The organism is Pararhodobacter sp. (assembly GCF_036802785.1).
Classification (GTDB): Bacteria; Pseudomonadota; Alphaproteobacteria; order Rhodobacterales; family Rhodobacteraceae; genus Pararhodobacter.
The window spans coordinates 36,493-54,120 of the sequence record NZ_DAIRVN010000005.1; the positions used below are offsets into that span (position 1 = coordinate 36,493).

Here is a 17,628-nt window from a genome sequence, read left to right on the forward strand (position 1 = left end):
CACATAGGAGTATGAGGATGAGTATTAAGAACCAATTGCATGTAATGGTTGTCGATGACATGGCAACCAGCCGTGGGCTCATCATACAGGCGCTGGAATGGATGGGAATCCGCAACATCGATTTTGCGACCGATGGCAATACTGCATTCCAGCGCCTGATCGCCAAGCCGGTGCATCTTGTGGTGTCGGACTTCAATATGCCGGGCGCCGACGGCCTCACACTGCTGGAGGGCTTACGCCGAAACCGCGCCACCCAGAAGATCGGGTTCATTCTGGTCACCGGCGTTACCGATCCGGTGGTGCTGCGCCGCGGTCAGGAACTGGGCATGAACAATTATATCAAGAAGCCGTTCTCGCCTGAAAGCCTGAAAGCCTGTATCGAGCGCGTCGTCGGCAAGCTTTGAACGGGAATGCAAAGCAATGAACAGCCAACCTCTCGGAACAGTCCTTGTCAACCTGGCGCAGGAGCTGGACCGTCTTGCCAGCCTCGCCGCAGCCATTGATCGCGCGATAGGCAGGCTACCGATTGCCACCGACATGGATGGTGAAGCACTGACTGCCCTGCAAAGAGTCGATCTTCTCCGCCAGTCGCTGGAATGCCTCACGCATTACGCTGGCAGCCTTGCAGGTCAATTTAACGATACCGTCGTTGTTGATCCGGTCCTGGCAGCAGAGCCGCTGCCACTTCGTGACCTGGCGCGAGATCTGGCTGGCGTGGCGTATCCGGATGGCACTGCGCTACGCCCAAACAACCATGACACTTGCTTTTTCTGACGAGACGCGCGTGATGCCCCTGCGCGCTGAGATCGTTCCTGCTCGAGCCAAAGAAGGACATCGCGAGAGGATGGTGCCAGTAAATTCCCGTTCTGACAGGAAAGTTCCGGCTGACATAGGCCGGGGCAGCAGTACGGCGCTTTTCCGTTGCCCAAACCGCTCCTGCCCATACCGCTCTTCAGGCGTCTCTATTGATCGGACCGTGACCGCGTCGTCGCGCAGGCTGCAGCCAGAGGTTCCAAACGGGTGGGGGCCATGCGGTGCCTTGCAAGGCCTTGCCGGCTCCGGCAGCGATGGATCAAGCGCTGCCGAAGCGGAGCGATCTGGCTCGGCCTCTCCACCCCCGGCCCCGGTGGTAGTCGTCCGGCGGGCGCTTGCAAGAAGACTGCTCCACACAGCTCATTGCATCATCAGGGTTAGTGCAAGAAATGCCATCACCGCGCCCAAACCAGACCAGCGCCACCGTATCAGCGCCCTCTCGACAGACTCAGCCAGCCAGCCCACACGCCCTGCAACACGCAACGCAGACGTTGCGGCCAGGCCAGTGTCGATGCTGGAAATCCCGCCGAAGGGACGCCCCCGTACAGGCAATTTCGCCAGCATGCCGCCCGGGCGATGCACAGGTGGAGCAAAGCGAAACAGCTTTGCTGGCAGCACGAGTGCCGCAGCGACGGCCAGCGGCCAGAACCCGTCGCGCAGGGCTGCGCCGGACAGCGCATATCCCGGCGCAACATTGATGCCCGGCGGCCAGAGCATCCAGGGCAGCGCCAGAGCCGCCAGTGCCAGCGCGATGACTGGCAGGCGCTGCCAGACCAGCCTGTGCGACGGCCCCGCCCCGGAGCGGGCGAGGCGCAGCAAGAACCACGCCATGACCAGCCCGGTGGTCACGCCCGTCGCTGTGACCCCCAGCGCCAAAGCACCGGAGAGGTCGGATTTCGCAGCGACTTTGACCGCGCTTCCGCCGGTCAGGGGCAGGCCTGCAACCGACAGGGCCGCCAGCCCTGCCATGGCCAGCATCAGCCATCGGGCGCGACCGACAGCACCCTTGACTGCCCCTACCGAAAGAAACAAAGCCCCCTTGGCCAGCCCATGATGCAGCGCATAGAACGCAACCGACAACGGGGCCACTCCGCCGCCGATCAGCGCCAGCATCAGCCCCATCTGGCTGACCGTGGAATAGGCCAGCACCGCCTTCGGATTGATCTGCGTCACGCCCCAGAGCGCTGCCGTGAAGGCACCCGCCAGCCCCAACACCACCAACCCCTCAGCGAAAGCACCGGGCGGCAGGAACAGCCAGAAACCGGCCAGACCCGCCTTGACGATTGCCCCCGACAGCACCGCCGATGCCGCGACCGGCGCTGCCGGATGCGCGAGGGGCAACCAGATATGCAGCGGCACCATCCCCGCCTTGATGCCGAAACCCGCAACCATCAGCGCCACGGCCACCGCCCTCAGGGGCGCCTCCGCCAGCGCCGCGCGGATATCGGCGATAACAAAGCTTTCCGCCGCCTGCACGCCGATCAGAAACCCCATCAGCAGGCAGACCTCGCCCACAACCGCCAGCAGAATATAGAGCCGCCCTGCCCGCAGGGCTTCCGCCGTGCGCTCATGGACAACCAGAACCCATGCCGCCAGCGAGACGGCTGCAAAAGCGACATAAAAGGTGATCACATCCGCAGCCAGAAACACGCCCAGATTGCCCGCCAGCGTGAGGCACCAGAAGCCCGCGAACAGCGCCAGATTACGCCCGCCCGCCATGGACTGGGCAAAGAGGCCCGCGGCCAGCCACAACCCCGCCGTCATGCCCAGCAGCAGGCGCCCCGCCTCGGTCAGCGCCAGCGTTACCCCCAGCAGCACCTCGGGCGCGCCGGTGGTGGCCTCCTGTCCGGTCAGTGCCAGAAGCAGCGCCGGCAAGGGGGCGAGCAGCAACAGGCGCAGGGCATACGGGCGCAGGCGGGGCAGAGCCATGGAAAGGCCCAGCAGCAGCGGCCAGATCAGCGCGGCGAGGGGCAGAAACGGGCCGGTCCAGAGGGTCATGGCAGATACTCCCGCATGACGATCAGCGTGGCCCAGCCCAGCGGGCTCAGCACGGAGGCCGCGAAGACCCCCACCGCCAGCGAGGCGAGCGCCGTCACCGCGGCGGGCCAGACCAGCATCGGCGCACGCTCATCGCCTGCGGCATCGTCAGCGGCGGGCAGAAACCACAGCCGGTACAGAAGCGGCAGAAAATACGCCGCGTTCAGCAGGGTGGAGCCCGCCAGCACGGCCAGCACCCATGGCGCATCGGCCTGCAACGCACCGATTCCCAGATAGACCTTGCTGACAAACCCGGCCATCGGCGGCAGGCCGATCATCCCCAGCGCGCCCAGCGAGAAACAGACCGAGGTCACGGGCATCCGCGCGCCCATCCCGTTCAGCCCCTCGATCCGTTTCACCCCGGCGCGCTCGTCATAGATTCCGGCGCAGAAGAACAGGGTAATCTTCATCAACCCCTGATGCACCAGATGCGCCAGCCCGCCGATGGTTGCATAGGGCCCCGCCAGCGCCGCGCCCAGCACGATGTAGGACACCTGCGAAACCGTTGAAAACGCCAGCCGCTTCTTGATCTCGTCCTGCTGCAACGCGCGCAGCGACCCCCACAGGATGGTCACCGAGGCCAGCACGGCCAGCGGTGTGCCCATCCCCAGTTCCTGAACCGTGGTGATGCCAAAAACATCATATACCACCCGCACAATGCCAAAGGCCCCCGCCTTGACCACCGCCACCGCGTGCAACAGGGCCGATACCGGCGCGGGCGCGGCCATCGCGCCGGGCAGCCAGCCATGCAGGGGCACCAACGCCGCTTTCACCCCCAGCCCGGCGATGAACAGCGCGAAGATCCAGCGCAGGCTGGCCTCGGGCAGAACCGACAGGTCCGGCGGGCGGGCGAATTCGACCGGCCCGGTGGCGCTTTCCAGCCAGACGATCGCCACCAGAAGGACCGCACTTCCCGGCAGGGCAAAGGCCAGATAACTGCGCCCTGCCGCAAGCGACTTCGCATCCTGCTTGTGAACCACCAGCGGCCAGGTGGAGAGGGTGAGCAGCTCAAAGAAGATGAAGAAGGTGATCAGCGAGCCCGCCATGGCCAGCCCCGTCGTGGCCGCAACGCACAGGCTGAAGAAGCCGAAAAAGCGCGACAGATCCGGCTTGGAGCCGAAATAGCCGATCGCATAGATCGTGGTCAGCAGCCACAGCACCGCCGACAGGGACATGAACAGCAGCGACAGCGCGTCGATGCGCAGCAGCAGGAAAAGCCCCGGTGCAAGGCTCAGTCGCGCCTCATATTCCGCGCCCTGCCCCACGGCGACCAGCATCACCACGATGAGCGCCAGTTTCACGGCTGCGCCGCCCAGACACAGGGTATTGCGCAGCCGGTGACTTTCCTGCGCCAGAAAAAAGGTCACCCCCGCCGGGATCAGCGACGAAAGCAGGATCGCCACGGGCAGGAGCGCGCTCATAACCCCGCCTCGGCGGCGCCGGGCCGCCCGATCTGCACAAAACCATAGATCCCGTCTGACAGAAGGCCCATGGCAACCGCCAGCAGGGCCAGCACCAGCGGCACCGCCTGCAGTGCGCGTGGCACGGGCGTAAACTCCGGTGTCTCGCGGGCAAAAAGGGCGGCCATCGGGCGATACAGATAAGCCCCCGCCAGAAGCCCGCCGCCCAGCAGGACCAGCCCCCAGCCCGCCTGCCCCGAGGCGAAGGCCGTGGTCATCATCAGGTATTTCGCCGTGAACCCGCCTGAGGGCGGCAGGCCCACCAGCGTGACGGCGGCGATGGCAAAGGCCATGGCGGTCATCGGCAGCGCCCGCGCCAGCCCGCGCAACGCCTCCAGCCGGTCAGAGCCGACGGCGACAATCCACAGCCCCGCGCATAGAAACATCGACGCCTTTGCCAGCCCGTGGCCAAGCGCCTGAAAGACCACGCCGCTCCATGCCCCTGCCGCCCATGGTTGCGCCACGCTGTCGCCGCCCGCGAGGGGGAAGACCAGAAACAGATAGCCGATCTGCGCGACGGTCGAATAGGCGATGATCTGTTTCAGCCGCCCCTGGCGCAGCGCCAGTATGCCACCATGCACCACCGCAAGCGCGCCCAGCGCCCCCAGCATGAGAAGCAGGCGCGCGTCGGCGGCACCCGGCATCGCCTCGAACCAGAGCCTGAGCAGAATCACGAAGGATGCTTTCGGTACCAGCGCCGACAGCATGGCCGAGGCCGGGGCGGGCGCTGCGGCATGGGCCGGCGGCAGCCAGACATGGAACGGAAAAAGCGCGGTCTTGATCAGCAGCCCCACGCTCATCAGCGCCATGGCGAGCGTGTCAGTGGGCGCGCGGGGTGCGGCGGCCAGAAGCGCGATATCCAGCACGCCATGGGTGGCATAGGTCAGCACGACCCCGGCCAGATACAGAATAGACCCGCTCAGCGCGAAGAACAGATAGCGTAGCGCCGCCCCAAGCGCCTTGTCACCGCCGGTGGCCACCAGCGCGACGGCGACAAGGGTCAGCAGTTCCAGCCCGACATAGAGGTTGAACAGATCGCGCGACACAAAGATCGCGTTCAGCGCGGCCCAGGCAAGCATCGCCAGCGGCCAGAACGGCGCAGGGAGGCCCGGCATGGCGGCGGCAAGGGCAAAGACCCCGGCCATCACCGCCAGCGCGAGCACCATGAAAACCACCGCCAGCCCGTCTGCCTCAAGCACGATACCCAGCGGAGCACCCCAGCCGCCCGGGGCCACCCGCACCACGCCTGTGCCGGTCATCTGCCCGATCAGCAGCGCGAGCGCCACCACTGAGGCCAGCACCACCGCCCCGGCGATCACCACACCCCGGCGCGGTGCGGCCACTGTCGCCAGCGCACCGGCCAGCGGCAGGGCGAGCAGAGTGATCAAGGCGCTCATGGCGCGTCATCCTCCAGCACCTGACGACCGGTGGCGCGGGCATAGGCCACCACCAGCCCCACCGCCAGCGCGCTGGCGGACAGAGCCACCACGATGCCGGTGATGATCAGCGCCTGGGGCACCGGATCAGTGCGCCCCTCATGCCAGCCCAGCGCGCCGAACATCAGAAACACGCCCGAGCCCACCACATTGAACGCCACCACCCGGCGCAACAGCCCGCGCGCGGCGATCAGCCCGTACAGGCCCAGAGCCACCAGAAGCGCGCCGGTCACGGCATAGACGATCATCGCGCGCCCCCGTTTTCGGGCGGGCCGAGCACCATCAGTGCAAGGGTCACCGCGATGGACAGCGTCAGAAGCATCTCGATGGCAAGAATCATCCCCTTGGCCAGCGCGGGCGGAAATGTCAGGAATCCGCCCATGGCAAGGCCCGCCAGACCCAGCGCCAGAAACAGCGCAGGCCCCACAATCAACGCGAGCCGCCACAGGGGCGCGGCCATGCCCGGCGCGCGCACCAGCCCGGCCATGACACACAGCACACCTGCCGCCGCCAGCACCGTGCCGCCCTGAAACGCGCCGCCGGGCTGGCTCGCCCCGGCCCAGACCAGATAGACCCCCACCATCAGCGCGACCGGCGGCAGCAACCTGCCGAATCCGGCCAGCACGCCGCCCGGGCTGGCGTGATGCGCGGGGCCTGCCGGTTCCTGCCACGCCCCCCCTTGCGCCAGCGGCCACAGGCCGATCAGCGCGGCCAGCAACACCACGCTTTCCAGCAGCGTATCCCAAGCGCGCAGGTTCAGAAGCACCGCTGTCACCGGGTTTTCCACCCCGCTGCGCGGCAAGACCCCGGCCACCTGCGGCGCAAGGCCCGGGCCGGGCACGATGGACAGAACCGCCCAGACCAGCAGCGCCGCCACCGCCATTGCCGCCGCTGCCACCGGCCAGTCAACAAGTGGCGCGGGGGGTTCATCGGCCCCGGCGCGGGCCAGACGGCCCACGGCACCCAGCAGCAGGATACCCGTCAACCCGGCGCCGATCGCCGCCTCGGCCAGCGCGACATCAGGCGCGCCCAGCCGCACCCATGCCAGTGCGATCAGCACACCGTAGACGACAAAGAACACCACGGCGCGAAACATCCCCGGGCCCGCCACCGCCGCCGTGGCAGCCAGCAGGATCAGCGCACACAGGGCCAGATCAAACACCGCCATCAGCGCCCGCCCCGCACCAGCGCCACGCGTGCCACCAGCTGCGCCACGGTTCCGGCGGCGAACAGCGCCAGCACCCAGATCAGTGCCAGTTTCGCCACGTCGGCCCAGCCCTCGGCCTGAAACGCCAGCCCCAACGCCAGAAGGCCAAGGCCCAGATTGTCAGCCTTCGTCAGGGCGTGCAGGCGGCTGAACGTGTCGGGGAAGCGCAACAGGCCCAGCGTTCCGGCCAGATAGAACGCGAGCCCTGCGCCGGTCAGCACCAGGGTTGCAAGCGCGCGCAACAGATCAAGGCTCATGCGCGGGTTCTTTCAGCGTGGCGACATTGGCGATGGTGTCGGCATCCGGCGCTTCCTCCTCAGGATCGCCTGCGCCATCGGGGCTGGCGGCCTTGACGAAGCCTACTGCCGCCAGCGCCGCCAGCAATGCCAGCACCAGCGCCACATCCAGCGCCGCGCGCTCGCCCAGTGCCCAGAGAGTCAGCAGAAGGCCCACGCCCGCCGTGCCCACCAGTTGCGCGGCCATCATCCGGTCGGCATCCCCCTGCCCGCGCCAGACCCGCCACAGCGCACCCGCCAGGCTACCCAGCAGCACCAGCGCAACAAAGGCGAGCCAGCCGTTCATTGCCTTTCCGGCGCTCGGTCGGATGATCGGCCGGATGATCGGCGGCGCACAATCGCGGCGATCCGCCCCTCTTCCCGCGCGATCCCCTCCTCAAACCCCGCATCCCGGTCCAGCACATGCACCAGCAGCTGCCCCTCGGCGCAGCCTGCGGCCAGAGTGCCCGGCATCAGTGACAACTCCCCGCCCAGCGCCACCCGCCCGCCGCGAGGTAACAGCGTGGGATAGGCGACCCAGCCGGGCCGCAACGCCGGGCGCAGGCTGAACGCCCGCCGCGCGACATCAAGTCCGCCCGAGAGCGAGCCTGAAAGAAAACCGGGCAGCATGGCGAGCGCCCGCATCAGCCGCAGCGCGCCGACCGGCGGCAGCAGCCGCAGGCTGAGCCACACCGCGGCCGCGACGGTGGGCATACCGAAGAGCAGCGCATCCGGCGCGGCCCCGGTCAGGATGACCCAGATCGCGGCGAACAGCAGGGTGCGTTTGGTGATGGCTGGCAGCATCGGGTGTCCTGTTAAACCCCTCTGATCAAAGCTAACCCATCAACTTAACAAGGTAAACCGCACCCCGGTTCCTGACCGGGGTGCGGTTTGTGATCGTTGCCTGAGCTTCACCCGGCCCTGTTACTCGGCTGGCATCGCCGCCTGTTCGATGACCAGCGGGTGCGGGATATGCGCCAGCATCTCTTTCGGGCAAAGCTGAAGGAAGTGGTGCTTTTCCACATCCCAGCGCCGCAGGATCTCGGCGCCTTTCACGCTTTCGGTTTCAGCCACATGCCGCTCGATCAGGCCGCGCAACTGCGCTTCCCAGTGATCAACCGTCACCGGACAACTCACCAGCGTATCCATATTGATCAGCGGCTGCGCCAGACGTGCCGGGTCATAGAGATAGGCCATGCCACCCGTCATCCCGGCCCCGAAATTGGCGCCGATATCGCCCAGAATGACCGCCACACCGCCGGTCATATACTCACACCCGTTGGAGCCGCAGCCCTCGACCACCACCTTCGCGCCCGAGTTGCGCACCGCGAAACGCTCACCCGCCCGGCCCGCTGCAAAGAGCGCGCCATCCGTGGCCCCATAGAGCACGGTATTGCCGATGATGGTGTTCTCGCTGGCCTTGAGCGGCGAGGACATGCGCGGACGCACCACGATAAGCCCGCCCGACAGGCCTTTGCCAACGTAATCATTGCCATCGCCGAACACTTCCAGCTTCAGGCCCCGCACCGCGAAAGCCCCCAGCGACTGCCCGGCGCTTCCTGCCAGCTTGACCGTCAGATGGTCCGGCTGCAGGTCATTGCGCATCCCGAAACGGCGCACGATATGGCTGGAGGCGCGGGTGCCCACCGTGCGGTGCGTGTTGCGCACGGCATAGGACAGCTGCATCTTCTCGCCTTCCTCGAAGAACCGCGCGGCGTCGCGGATGATCTCGGAATCCAGCGTTTCCGGCACCGCATTGCGCGGCTTGTCCCGGTCATAACGGATGTTCTGCGCGCCATCGACGGTGATCAGAAGCGGGTTGAGGTCCAGATCATCCAGATGCGCCGAACCCCGGCTGACCTGCGTCAGCAGATCGGCCCGCCCGATGATCTCGTCAATCGAACGCGCGCCCAGCGATGCCAGAATCTCGCGCACTTCCTGGGCGTAGAAGGTGATCAGGTTCACCACCTTGTCAGCCGAGCCGGTGAACCTGGCGCGCAGGCGTTCATCCTGCGTGCACACGCCCACGGGGCAGGTGTTGGACTGGCACTGCCGCACCATGATGCAGCCCATGGCGATCAGGGCGGCGGTGCCGATGCCGAATTCCTCGGCCCCCATCATCGCTGCCATGACAATGTCGCGCCCCGTGCGCAGGCCCCCATCGGTGCGCAGCGTCACCCGCTCGCGCAGGTTGTTCATCGCCAGAACCTGATGCGCCTCGGTCAGGCCCATTTCCCACGGCAGGCCCGCGTATTTGATCGAGGTGCCGGGGCTGGCGCCCGTCCCGCCGTTATGGCCGGAAATCAGGATGATATCGGCCTTGGCCTTGGCCACACCCGCCGCAATCGTCCCCACACCGCTTGATGCCACCAATTTGACGGTGACCTTGGCGCGTGGGTTGATCTGCTTGAGGTCATAGATCAGTTGCGCCAGATCCTCGATCGAATAGATATCATGGTGCGGCGGCGGGCTGATCAGCGTCACGCCGGGGGTGGCGTGGCGCAGACGGGCGATCAGCGCGGTCACCTTCATGCCCGGAAGCTGGCCGCCCTCGCCGGGCTTGGCACCCTGTGCCACCTTGATTTCCAGCTCTTCGCAGGCGTTCAGATATTCCGCCGTCACGCCAAAACGGCCACTGGCCACCTGCTTGATCTTGGCGGAAGGATTGTCGCCATTGGCCTCGGGCAGGAAATGCGCGGGGTCTTCGCCGCCCTCACCGCTGTCAGATTTGGCGCCGATCCGGTTCATCGCCACATTGAGGGTTTTATGCGCCTCGGGGCTGAGCGCGCCCAGCGACATGCCCGGCGTGACAAACCGCTTGCGGATCGCGGTGATGGATTCCACCTCTTCAATGGGCAGCGGGCGGCCCATCGGCTTGAAATCCAGCAGGTCGCGGATGTGAATGGGCGGGTTGGCCTGAATCGCGGCGGAATACTTGCGCCACATGTCATAGCTGGCGCGGTCACAGGCCGATTGCAGCAGATGCATGGTCTGCGCTTCCCAGGCGTGTTTCTCGCCCGAACGCCGCGCCTTATAGAACCCGCCGACCGGCAGCACCCCGGTTTCGCCGGTCCAGCCACGCGCATGAACCTCCTCCAGCTTGCGCTGGATACCGTGCAGGCCGATGCCGGAAATGCGGCTGTGCATGCCGGGGAAATACTCGGCCACCATGGCGCGTGACAGGCCCACCGCCTCAAAGTTCAGACCACCTCGATAGGAGGAAATCACCGAAATCCCCATCTTCGACATGATCTTCAGCAGGCCCGCGTCAATCGCATCGCGGTAGCGGCGCATCGCATCGGTCAGGTTGCCTTCCAGCAGCCCGCGCGCGATGCGGTCGGCGATGGTGTCCTGCGCCAGATAGGGGTTCACCGTGGTCGCCCCGCACCCGATCAGCACCGCGAAGTAATGCGGGTCGATGCATTCGGCGGCACGCACATTGAGGCTGGTAAAGGTGCGCAGCCCCTTGCCTGTCAGCCACGAATGCACGGCGCTGGTGGCAAGGATCATCGGCATCGCCGCCCGGCCCGGCCCCTGCTTTTCATCGCTCAGAACGATATGCCCCGCGCCCGAGCGCACGGCATCCTCAGCCTCGGCGCGGATGCGCGTCAACCCTGCGCGCAAGGCATCCTCGCCAGCGCCGCCCGCTCCCGTGCCGATGGTGCAGTCAATATAGGCCACGCTGTCGCCGAACTGCGCGGCCATGACCGCGAATTCCTCATTGGCGATGAACGGGCTTTCAAGCACCAGGATTTCCGTCTGGGCCGAGCTTTCGTCCAGCACGTTCTTGAGGTTGCCGAAGCGTGTTTTCAGGCTCATCACCCGCGCCTCGCGCAGGCTGTCTATGGGCGGGTTGGTCACCTGGCTGAAGTTCTGGCGGAAATAATGGCTCAGCGGGCGGTAGACCTGGCTCAACACCGCCGGCGGTGTATCATCGCCCATCGAGGCGATCATTTCCTTGCCGTCCTCGGCCATCGGCACCAGAACCTGCTCGATCTCTTCCATCGTGTAGCCGGCGGCGATCTGGCGGCGGCGCAGCGCCTCGCCCTGATGCAGGGCGGTTTCCGGCACTTCGCGCAGCAGGCTGTTCAGCTCAACGATCTTTTCGATCCAGTCGCCAAAGGGCTGGCTGGCGGAAAGCTTGTTCTTGATCGCGGTGTCGCGGTAGAGCTTGCCATCCTTCATATCGACAGCAATCATCTGCCCCGGCCCCAGCGCGCCTTTTTCGCGCACCGTCATCTCATCCACCGGCACCATCCCGGCCTCCGAGCCCGCGATCAGCATGCCATCGCCGGTCACGACGTAGCGCATGGGCCGCAGCCCGTTGCGGTCCAGCCCGCCGCAGACCCAACGACCATCGGTCATGGCCAGCGCGGCGGGGCCGTCCCATGGCTCCATGACCGAGTTGCAGTAGGAATACATGTCCTGCCACGCCTGCGGCATCTCGACCGCCGTCTTGGACCATGCCTCGGGGATCATCATGGTCTTGGCCATCGGCGCGTTGCGCCCGGCGCGCACCAGCACCTCAAACACCGCATCCAGCGCGCCCGAATCCGAGGCACCGGCGGGGATGATAGGCTTGATGCTTTCAGCCAGTTCGCCAAAGGTGTTCGACGCCATGCGAATCTCATGGCTTTTCATCCAGTTGACGTTGCCCTTGAGCGTGTTGATCTCGCCGTTATGCGCCAGCATGCGGAAGGGTTGGGCCAGCCACCATTGCGGAAAGGTGTTGGTCGAATAGCGCTGATGGTAGATCGCGAAGGCCGAAACAAAGCGTTCATCCATCAGGTCAGGATAGAAGGTGGCAACCTGTTCAGCCAGCATCATCCCCTTGTAGATGATCGAGCGGCAAGACAGGCTGCACAGGTAAAGCCCCTGAATCTGCGCCGCAATCGCCGCCTTCTCAATCCGGCGGCGGATGACGTAAAGCTCGCGCTCAAAGGTCTCTTCGTCGATATCCTTGGTGTTCTTGATCAGGATCTGCTCAATCTCAGGGCGGGTGGCATTGGCCTTTTCGCCCAGCACCGAGATATCGACCGGCACATGGCGCCAGCCATAGATGTAATAGCCCATCCGCAGCACTTCGGATTCGATGATCGTGCGGCAGCGTTCCTGTGCGCCGAAATCGGTGCGCGGCAGAAAGACCTGCCCCACCGCGATCAGGCGGTTCATGTCCGGCTCATGCCCGGTGCGGCGGATCTGGTCATAAAAGAACGGCACCGGAATCTGCACATGGATGCCCGCACCATCGCCGGTCTTGCCATCGGCATCGACAGCGCCCCGATGCCAGACGGCCTTCAGCGCGTTGATCCCGTTTTCCACCACCTGGCGCGAGGGCTTGCCATTGATCGCCACAACCAGCCCCACCCCACAGGAGGCGTGCTCATCATCGGCCTTGTAGAGGCCGTTCTCGTCCAGCCACTGGCGCTTCGCTTCCTCGGCGGCAACCCACTTCTCGTCAAACTTGGTCATGTCAGGTCTTCCTCATCCGAGATCCCGAGTTGCGCCAGCGTTTCCTTGCGCGTCATGCGCTGTCGGTCGCCGCTGTAGGCATAGCTGTCGGGTTTGTGGTCGATGTAGATTTCGCTGGTGAAGGTCAGGCCGTTGGCGTCATCCAGCAGGCCGATCGGAACTTCCAGATTGGCGGCCATCGGCCCGTCCAACGTGATGTGATAGAAAAGCGGCGATCCGCATTTGCGGCAGGTCGCGCGCTCGGCCCAGTCAGAGCTTTTGAAGCGGGCGATGTTTTCGGCCCCCTGCCAGGTAACATTCACTTCGGGGACCGAGATGGCGAGCAGGGATGAGCCGGTCCAGCGGCGACACATCTCGCAATGGCAGGCGCCGAATTCATGGGAGGTCAGCCCGGCGCTGAGGCGGACAGCGCCGCACAGGCAACCGCCCGTGCGGGTGCTGAGGACAGCAGGCGCGCTCATTGCGCTGCCACCGCGACCGGCTGGGCCAGATACTCCAGCATCGCATCCGCCGCCTCGCGCCCGTCGCGGATCGCCCAGACCACCAGCGAGGCGCCGCGCACGATGTCGCCCACGGCATAGACGCCGGGCAACTTGGTGGCATGGGTGCCGTATTCCGCGCGGATCGTGCCCCAGCGGGTGACGGAGAGTTCGGGTTCGTCCCACAGCTTGGGCAGCGCCTCGGGCTCGAACCCCAGCGCCTTGATCACCAGATCGGCCTCTTCAATGTAGTCGGCCCCCTCGATCACCTCGGGCGCACGGCGGCCGGTGGCATCGGGCGGGCCAAGGCGCATGCGCTGCACCTGCACGCCGGTCACGGCCACATCACCGACAAACCCGGCGGGCGCGGCCTGCCAGACGAATTCCACGCCCTCTTCCTCGGCGTTCTGCACTTCGCGCTGGCTGCCCGGCATGTTCTCACGGTCGCGGCGATACAGGCATTTGACACTTTCCGCACCCTGCCGGATGGCGGTGCGCACGCAGTCCATCGCCGTGTCGCCGCCGCCGATCACCACCACCCGCTTGCCAGCAGCATTCAGCGCGCCGCTGTCATATTCGGGCACGTCATCGCCAAAGCTTTTGCGGTTGGAGGCCGTCAGATAGTCCAGCGCGCGCTCGATCCCCGGCAGGTCAACCCCCGCCCCCTCAAGATCGCGCGATTTATAGACGCCGGTGGCAATCAGCACCGCGTCATGCTGACCCCGGATCGCGGCAAAGCTGATATCCTCGCCCACCGTGCAGTTGAGAACGAATTGCACGCCGCCCGCTTCAAGCTGCTCGACCCGCTTCATGACAACCGGCTTTTCCAGCTTGAAGCCCGGAATGCCATAGGTCATCAGCCCGCCCGCCCGGTCATAGCGGTCATAGACCGTGACCTGAACGCCCGCGCGCCGCAGCCGGTCAGCCGCCGCCAGCCCGCCGGGGCCAGCGCCGATGATACCCACCGTTTCCACCCGCTCCTGCGCCGGTTTGATGGGCTTGACCCAGCCTTTTTCCCAGGCAGTATCCGTGATGTATTTTTCCACCGCGCCGATGGTCACCGTGCCATGGCCGGATTGTTCGATCACGCAGTTCCCTTCGCACAGCCTGTCCTGCGGACAGATGCGGCCGCATATTTCGGGGAAGGTGTTCGTTGCCTGACTCATCTCATACGCCTCTTCGAGGCGTCCGGCGGCGGTCAGCATCAGCCAGTCGGGGATGTTGTTGTGCAGCGGGCAATGGGTCTGGCAATAGGGCACACCGCACTGACTGCACCGGCTTGCCTGCTCAGCGGCCTTTTCAGAGGCGTATTCGCGGTAGATTTCGCCAAAATCGGTGCGCCGGTCGGCGGCATCCCGTTTCTCGGGCATCTGCCGGGCTTTTGTCACGAATTGAAGCATACGCTGCGTTGCCATGGAGAGCCCTCCCAAAGGTACAGCGACGGAATACTCCGGGTCCGGAACAAAGAAAAGTCAGCATGTGTTACCTATTATGCAGAAAAATGGCTCCTGAATAAAATAAGTCGCCACTTTACCCTGTTTTTAGGTCAGTGAATGATACCTATCATCCCCCTTCCCCTCCCCGCACAGCCCGCTATTGTGCCGAAAAACACCGGAAGCCCCCATGACCCTCCTCCAGCTTTTCATCCTTGCCGTCGTTCAGGGAATCACCGAATTCCTGCCCATCTCCTCCTCGGCCCACCTTGTGCTGCTGCACGAACTGGGCGGGCCGACCGGCGATGCGCTGGCGCTTGATGTCGCCGTGCATCTGGGCTCCATCGGCGCGGTGGTCATCTATTTCTGGGCCGATGTACGCGCGGCGCTGGCCGGGCTGGGGCATCTGGCACGCGGTGAGCGTGACAGATACGAATCACGGCTGGCGTTCGGGCTGATCATCGCCACCATCCCGGCAGTTCTGGTGGGCGCGGTGCTGGCGCTGACCGGCTGGGTTGACCTGCTGCGCAACACTGCCATCATCGGCTGGACGATGATCATCTTCGGCGTCCTGCTCTGGGTTGCGCACCGCTACAGCCCTGAGGCCCGCCCGGCGACCGAATGGCGGCTGCGCGATGCGGTCATCATGGGCCTGTGGCAGGCGGTTGCGCTGATCCCCGGCGTGTCACGCTCGGGCATTACCATGACTTCGGCGCGGTTTCTGGGGTTCGAGCGTCATGCGGCGGCGCGCGTCGCCATGCTCATGTCGATTCCCATCACACTGGCCACCGGCGCGCTGCTGGTGATGAAGGTTCTGCGCAGCCCGGTAAGCGATGAGCTGCTGCTGAACGCCAGCATCGCGGCCGTGTTCTCGTTCATCGCGGCCTATCTGGCGGTGGCGGTGATGATGAAGCTGCTCAACCGGGTCAGCTTCACGCCCTATGTGATCTACCGGATCATTCTGGGCGTTGTGCTGCTGGTGATTGTTTATTCCTGAAAATTGCGAGGCCTGAAACGGCGGGCAGGGCTGAGGAGGCCCTGCCCGCTCACCCCACGCTGTCAGCCCTGACGGCGCAGCCCCTTGGCCGATTCGCCGATGGCAGTGTATTGCCCGGCGGGGCGGAAGCGCCACAGATAGCCGGGCAGAACCAGCTCCATCGGCACCGGCTCAACCCCAAGATCGGCAAAGCCCTTCGCACCGGGTGACACCACATTGTCGCGCGCCAGATTGCGCAGCTGATCTTTGGTGAGCACCGTATTGGTGAACAGCCCGGCGGTCAGGAACTGCGCCGCGCTCAGCTTCCAGGCAACGATACGCGCCATGAAGCCCGGCATGTTGATGATCACCCGCTTGCGCCGGATCTCGGCCAGCATCATCACCATAAGCTCGCGGAAGCTGCGCACATCCGGCCCGCCCAGCTCATAGGTGCCTGCGGGAACCGTGCCCTGCGCGGCCATGGCGGCAACCTTGGCCACGTCATCGACATAGACCGGCTGGAACATCGTGTTGCCCTCCGCGATCGGCAGGAAGGGGCCAAACCGGGCCATTCCGGCGAATCGGTTGAAGAACTGGTCTTCGGTGCCAAAGATGATCGAGGGGCGCAGGATCACGACGTTGGGGAAGGCCGCTTTCACGGCCTCTTCGCCGGCAGCCTTGGTGCGCGCATACTCACTGTCAGACCCGGCATCGGCACCGATCGCCGAAATCTGGACCAGCTGCGCCACACCAGCCTCGGCAGCCAGCCGCGCCACGCGGCCCGCCCCCTCGGCCTGAACATCGGCGAAGCGGTTCTTGCCGCTTTCCGCCAGAATTCCTGCGCAATTGATGACGGCATCGGCACCCGCGATCACCGCGCGCAGCGACGCCTCGTCACGGATGTTGCACAAAACCGGCTCAACCTGACCGACAACGCCATAGGTGCGCACCTGAAGGTGCTGGCTGGGCCGCCGCGTTGCCACCCGCACCCGCCAGCCCGCCTGCGCCATGCGCCGCGCGATATAGCGCCCCACAAACCCCGAGCCGCCAATGATCGTGACCAGTTTCGTCATGCCTGCCTCCGCATCTGCGTCGCCTTACCCCTGCTCAATACCGCCGCACCCCAGCCCGGACAAGCCAAAACCCTTTGCCGCGCGCCCATGCCGCGCCACCTGCCGCACCCGCCCCGCGCCCTCACCAGCCCTGCGCCGTGCAAAACTTTTCCGGGCGGATCATTTTTCCCCTCTCTCCCCCGTTGACAGTCCCGCAGGCCGGGGATAATCACCCTCCACGCAACCTGCCCAGGTGGCGGAACTGGTAGACGCGCTAGCTTCAGGTGCTAGTGCCCGTAAGGGCGTGGAGGTTCGAGTCCTCTCCTGGGCACCAATATCCCCGCCGCAATTGGCAACAAGGGATATGACATGACAATCCACCTCTACCAGAATGATCTGCCGGACGGGCTTGACCTTGGCCCGGTCGTTGCCATCGACTGCGAAACGATGGGGCTGCTGCCCTACCGGGACCGTTTGTGCCTTGTGCAACTGTCCGGCGGTGACGGCCATGCGCATCTGGTGCAGATCACTCAGGATCAGACCGCCGCGCCAAATCTGACACGGATGCTGGCTGACCCGGCGGTGCTGAAGCTTTTCCACTTCGGCCGGTTCGATATCGCCGTGCTCCGCCACCGCTTTGGTGTGCTGACAGCGCCGGTCTGGTGCACCAAGATCGCCTCAAAACTGGTGCGCACCTATACCGACCGGCACGGGCTGAAATACCTGCTTCAGGAACTGCTGAATGTCGACGTCTCCAAACAACAGCAAAGCTCGGACTGGGGGGCAGGCAAACTCAGCGTGGCGCAGACGGAATATGCGGCGTCCGATGTGCTGCATCTGCACCGGCTGAAAGCCACGCTTGAGCCGATGCTGGCGCGCGAGGGGCGCAGCGAACTGGCGCAGCGCTGCTTTGATTTCCTTCCCGCCCGCGCCGATCTGGACCTGGCGGGCTGGCCGGATGTCGATATCTTCGCCCATTGAGCTGTGC

At 65.3% G+C, this 17,628-nt stretch carries 16 protein-coding genes and 1 tRNA gene; 5 read left to right on the forward strand and 12 right to left on the reverse strand.

Annotation, left to right across the window (positions count from 1 at the left end; all coding sequences use genetic code 11):
• Positions 1–17 precede the first annotated feature (17 nt).
• On the forward strand, positions 18–404 hold the full coding sequence (locus V7Q53_RS03620; RefSeq protein WP_333827014.1) for a response regulator: 387 nt from the start codon (positions 18–20) through the stop codon (positions 402–404).
• 16 nt (positions 405–420) lie between these two features.
• Positions 421–774 (forward strand): hypothetical protein, encoded by a 354-nt coding sequence (locus V7Q53_RS03625; RefSeq protein WP_333827015.1) that lies wholly within the window; start codon positions 421–423, stop codon positions 772–774.
• Positions 775–1,173: 399 nt separating this feature from the next.
• Here V7Q53_RS03625 and V7Q53_RS03630 read toward each other — a convergent pair whose 3' ends face one another.
• The 11 genes from V7Q53_RS03630 to V7Q53_RS03680 all read right to left on the reverse strand — a co-directional run bounded on the left by V7Q53_RS03630 (position 1,174) and on the right by V7Q53_RS03680 (position 14,594).
• Positions 1,174–2,811, reverse strand: coding sequence for a complex I subunit 5 family protein (locus tag V7Q53_RS03630; RefSeq protein ID WP_333827016.1), 1,638 nt, complete (start codon positions 2,809–2,811; stop codon positions 1,174–1,176).
• Positions 2,808–4,271, reverse strand: a complete 1,464-nt coding sequence (locus V7Q53_RS03635; protein ID WP_333827017.1) for a complex I subunit 5 family protein — start codon at positions 4,269–4,271, stop codon at positions 2,808–2,810. Before V7Q53_RS03635 ends, V7Q53_RS03630 begins: the two co-directional genes overlap by 4 nt.
• Positions 4,268–5,707 (reverse strand): complex I subunit 5 family protein, encoded by a 1,440-nt coding sequence (locus tag V7Q53_RS03640; RefSeq protein ID WP_333827018.1) that lies wholly within the window; start codon positions 5,705–5,707, stop codon positions 4,268–4,270. The genes V7Q53_RS03635 and V7Q53_RS03640 overlap by 4 nt, the downstream gene beginning before the upstream one ends.
• Positions 5,704–5,994 carry an NADH-quinone oxidoreductase subunit K gene (locus V7Q53_RS03645; protein ID WP_333827019.1) on the reverse strand — a complete coding sequence of 97 codons (291 nt, stop codon included), beginning with the start codon at positions 5,992–5,994 and terminating at the stop codon, positions 5,704–5,706. Before V7Q53_RS03645 ends, V7Q53_RS03640 begins: the two co-directional genes overlap by 4 nt.
• Entirely contained in the window at positions 5,991–6,914 is a 924-nt protein-coding gene (locus tag V7Q53_RS03650) for a hydrogenase subunit MbhD domain-containing protein (RefSeq protein WP_333827020.1), read from the reverse strand. The genes V7Q53_RS03645 and V7Q53_RS03650 overlap by 4 nt, the downstream gene beginning before the upstream one ends.
• Entirely contained in the window at positions 6,914–7,210 is a 297-nt protein-coding gene (locus V7Q53_RS03655; RefSeq protein ID WP_333827021.1) for a cation:proton antiporter, read from the reverse strand. Before V7Q53_RS03655 ends, V7Q53_RS03650 begins: the two co-directional genes overlap by 1 nt.
• Positions 7,200–7,535, reverse strand: a complete 336-nt coding sequence (locus V7Q53_RS03660; RefSeq protein ID WP_333827022.1) for a monovalent cation/H+ antiporter complex subunit F — start codon at positions 7,533–7,535, stop codon at positions 7,200–7,202. Before V7Q53_RS03660 ends, V7Q53_RS03655 begins: the two co-directional genes overlap by 11 nt.
• Positions 7,532–8,032: a Na+/H+ antiporter subunit E gene (locus tag V7Q53_RS03665; protein WP_333827023.1), complete on the reverse strand. Its 501-nt coding sequence runs from the start codon at positions 8,030–8,032 to the stop codon at positions 7,532–7,534. Before V7Q53_RS03665 ends, V7Q53_RS03660 begins: the two co-directional genes overlap by 4 nt.
• A gap of 120 nt (positions 8,033–8,152) precedes the next feature.
• On the reverse strand, positions 8,153–12,700 hold the full coding sequence (gene gltB, locus V7Q53_RS03670; protein WP_333827024.1) for a glutamate synthase large subunit: 4,548 nt from the start codon (positions 12,698–12,700) through the stop codon (positions 8,153–8,155).
• A complete protein-coding gene (locus V7Q53_RS03675; RefSeq protein ID WP_333827025.1) occupies positions 12,697–13,161 on the reverse strand; it encodes a GFA family protein in 465 nt (154 codons plus the stop codon). The genes gltB and V7Q53_RS03675 overlap by 4 nt, the downstream gene beginning before the upstream one ends.
• A complete protein-coding gene (locus V7Q53_RS03680; protein ID WP_333827026.1) occupies positions 13,158–14,594 on the reverse strand; it encodes an NAD(P)-dependent oxidoreductase in 1,437 nt (478 codons plus the stop codon). The genes V7Q53_RS03675 and V7Q53_RS03680 overlap by 4 nt, the downstream gene beginning before the upstream one ends.
• Before the next feature lie 208 nt (positions 14,595–14,802).
• On the opposite strand from V7Q53_RS03680, the gene V7Q53_RS03685 reads away from it, so the two are divergent.
• Positions 14,803–15,609, forward strand: a complete 807-nt coding sequence (locus V7Q53_RS03685) for an undecaprenyl-diphosphate phosphatase (RefSeq protein WP_333827027.1) — start codon at positions 14,803–14,805, stop codon at positions 15,607–15,609.
• A 62-nt stretch (positions 15,610–15,671) separates the two neighbouring features.
• Here the strand turns inward: V7Q53_RS03685 and V7Q53_RS03690 are convergent, their stop codons facing one another.
• The gene (locus V7Q53_RS03690) at positions 15,672–16,661 is read right to left on the reverse strand and encodes a complex I NDUFA9 subunit family protein (protein ID WP_333827028.1); all 990 of its coding nucleotides are present in this window, start codon (positions 16,659–16,661) and stop codon (positions 15,672–15,674) included.
• 226 nt (positions 16,662–16,887) lie between these two features.
• Between V7Q53_RS03690 and V7Q53_RS03695 the strand changes: the two genes are divergently transcribed.
• Both V7Q53_RS03695 and V7Q53_RS03700 read left to right on the forward strand, forming a co-directional pair.
• Positions 16,888–16,974: transfer RNA gene (locus tag V7Q53_RS03695), tRNA-Leu, on the forward strand.
• A gap of 35 nt (positions 16,975–17,009) precedes the next feature.
• Positions 17,010–17,621, forward strand: a complete 612-nt coding sequence (locus tag V7Q53_RS03700) for a ribonuclease D (protein WP_333827029.1) — start codon at positions 17,010–17,012, stop codon at positions 17,619–17,621.
• The last annotated feature ends 7 nt before the right edge of the window (positions 17,622–17,628 follow it).

Bases quoted from the DNA above. Each gene is read 5' to 3' on its own strand.
- V7Q53_RS03650 (WP_333827020.1), bottom strand. From the start codon at position 6,914: ATGGCGGTGTTTGATCTGGCCCTGTGTGCGCTGATCCTGCTGGCTGCC.
- V7Q53_RS03665 (WP_333827023.1), bottom strand. From the start codon at position 8,032: ATGCTGCCAGCCATCACCAAACGCACCCTGCTGTTCGCCGCGATCTGG.
- V7Q53_RS03625 (WP_333827015.1), top strand. From the start codon at position 421: ATGAACAGCCAACCTCTCGGAACAGTCCTTGTCAACCTGGCGCAGGAG.
- gltB (WP_333827024.1), bottom strand. From the start codon at position 12,700: ATGACCAAGTTTGACGAGAAGTGGGTTGCCGCCGAGGAAGCGAAGCGC.
- V7Q53_RS03630 (WP_333827016.1), bottom strand. From the start codon at position 2,811: ATGACCCTCTGGACCGGCCCGTTTCTGCCCCTCGCCGCGCTGATCTGG.
- V7Q53_RS03635 (WP_333827017.1), bottom strand. From the start codon at position 4,271: ATGAGCGCGCTCCTGCCCGTGGCGATCCTGCTTTCGTCGCTGATCCCG.
- V7Q53_RS03640 (WP_333827018.1), bottom strand. From the start codon at position 5,707: ATGAGCGCCTTGATCACTCTGCTCGCCCTGCCGCTGGCCGGTGCGCTG.
- V7Q53_RS03655 (WP_333827021.1), bottom strand. From the start codon at position 7,210: ATGAGCCTTGATCTGTTGCGCGCGCTTGCAACCCTGGTGCTGACCGGC.
- V7Q53_RS03620 (WP_333827014.1), top strand. From the start codon at position 18: ATGAGTATTAAGAACCAATTGCATGTAATGGTTGTCGATGACATGGCA.
- V7Q53_RS03680 (WP_333827026.1), bottom strand. From the start codon at position 14,594: ATGGCAACGCAGCGTATGCTTCAATTCGTGACAAAAGCCCGGCAGATG.
- V7Q53_RS03645 (WP_333827019.1), bottom strand. From the start codon at position 5,994: ATGATCGTCTATGCCGTGACCGGCGCGCTTCTGGTGGCTCTGGGCCTG.
- V7Q53_RS03660 (WP_333827022.1), bottom strand. From the start codon at position 7,535: ATGAACGGCTGGCTCGCCTTTGTTGCGCTGGTGCTGCTGGGTAGCCTG.
- V7Q53_RS03700 (WP_333827029.1), top strand. From the start codon at position 17,010: ATGACAATCCACCTCTACCAGAATGATCTGCCGGACGGGCTTGACCTT.
- V7Q53_RS03675 (WP_333827025.1), bottom strand. From the start codon at position 13,161: ATGAGCGCGCCTGCTGTCCTCAGCACCCGCACGGGCGGTTGCCTGTGC.
- V7Q53_RS03690 (WP_333827028.1), bottom strand. From the start codon at position 16,661: ATGACGAAACTGGTCACGATCATTGGCGGCTCGGGGTTTGTGGGGCGC.
- V7Q53_RS03685 (WP_333827027.1), top strand. From the start codon at position 14,803: ATGACCCTCCTCCAGCTTTTCATCCTTGCCGTCGTTCAGGGAATCACC.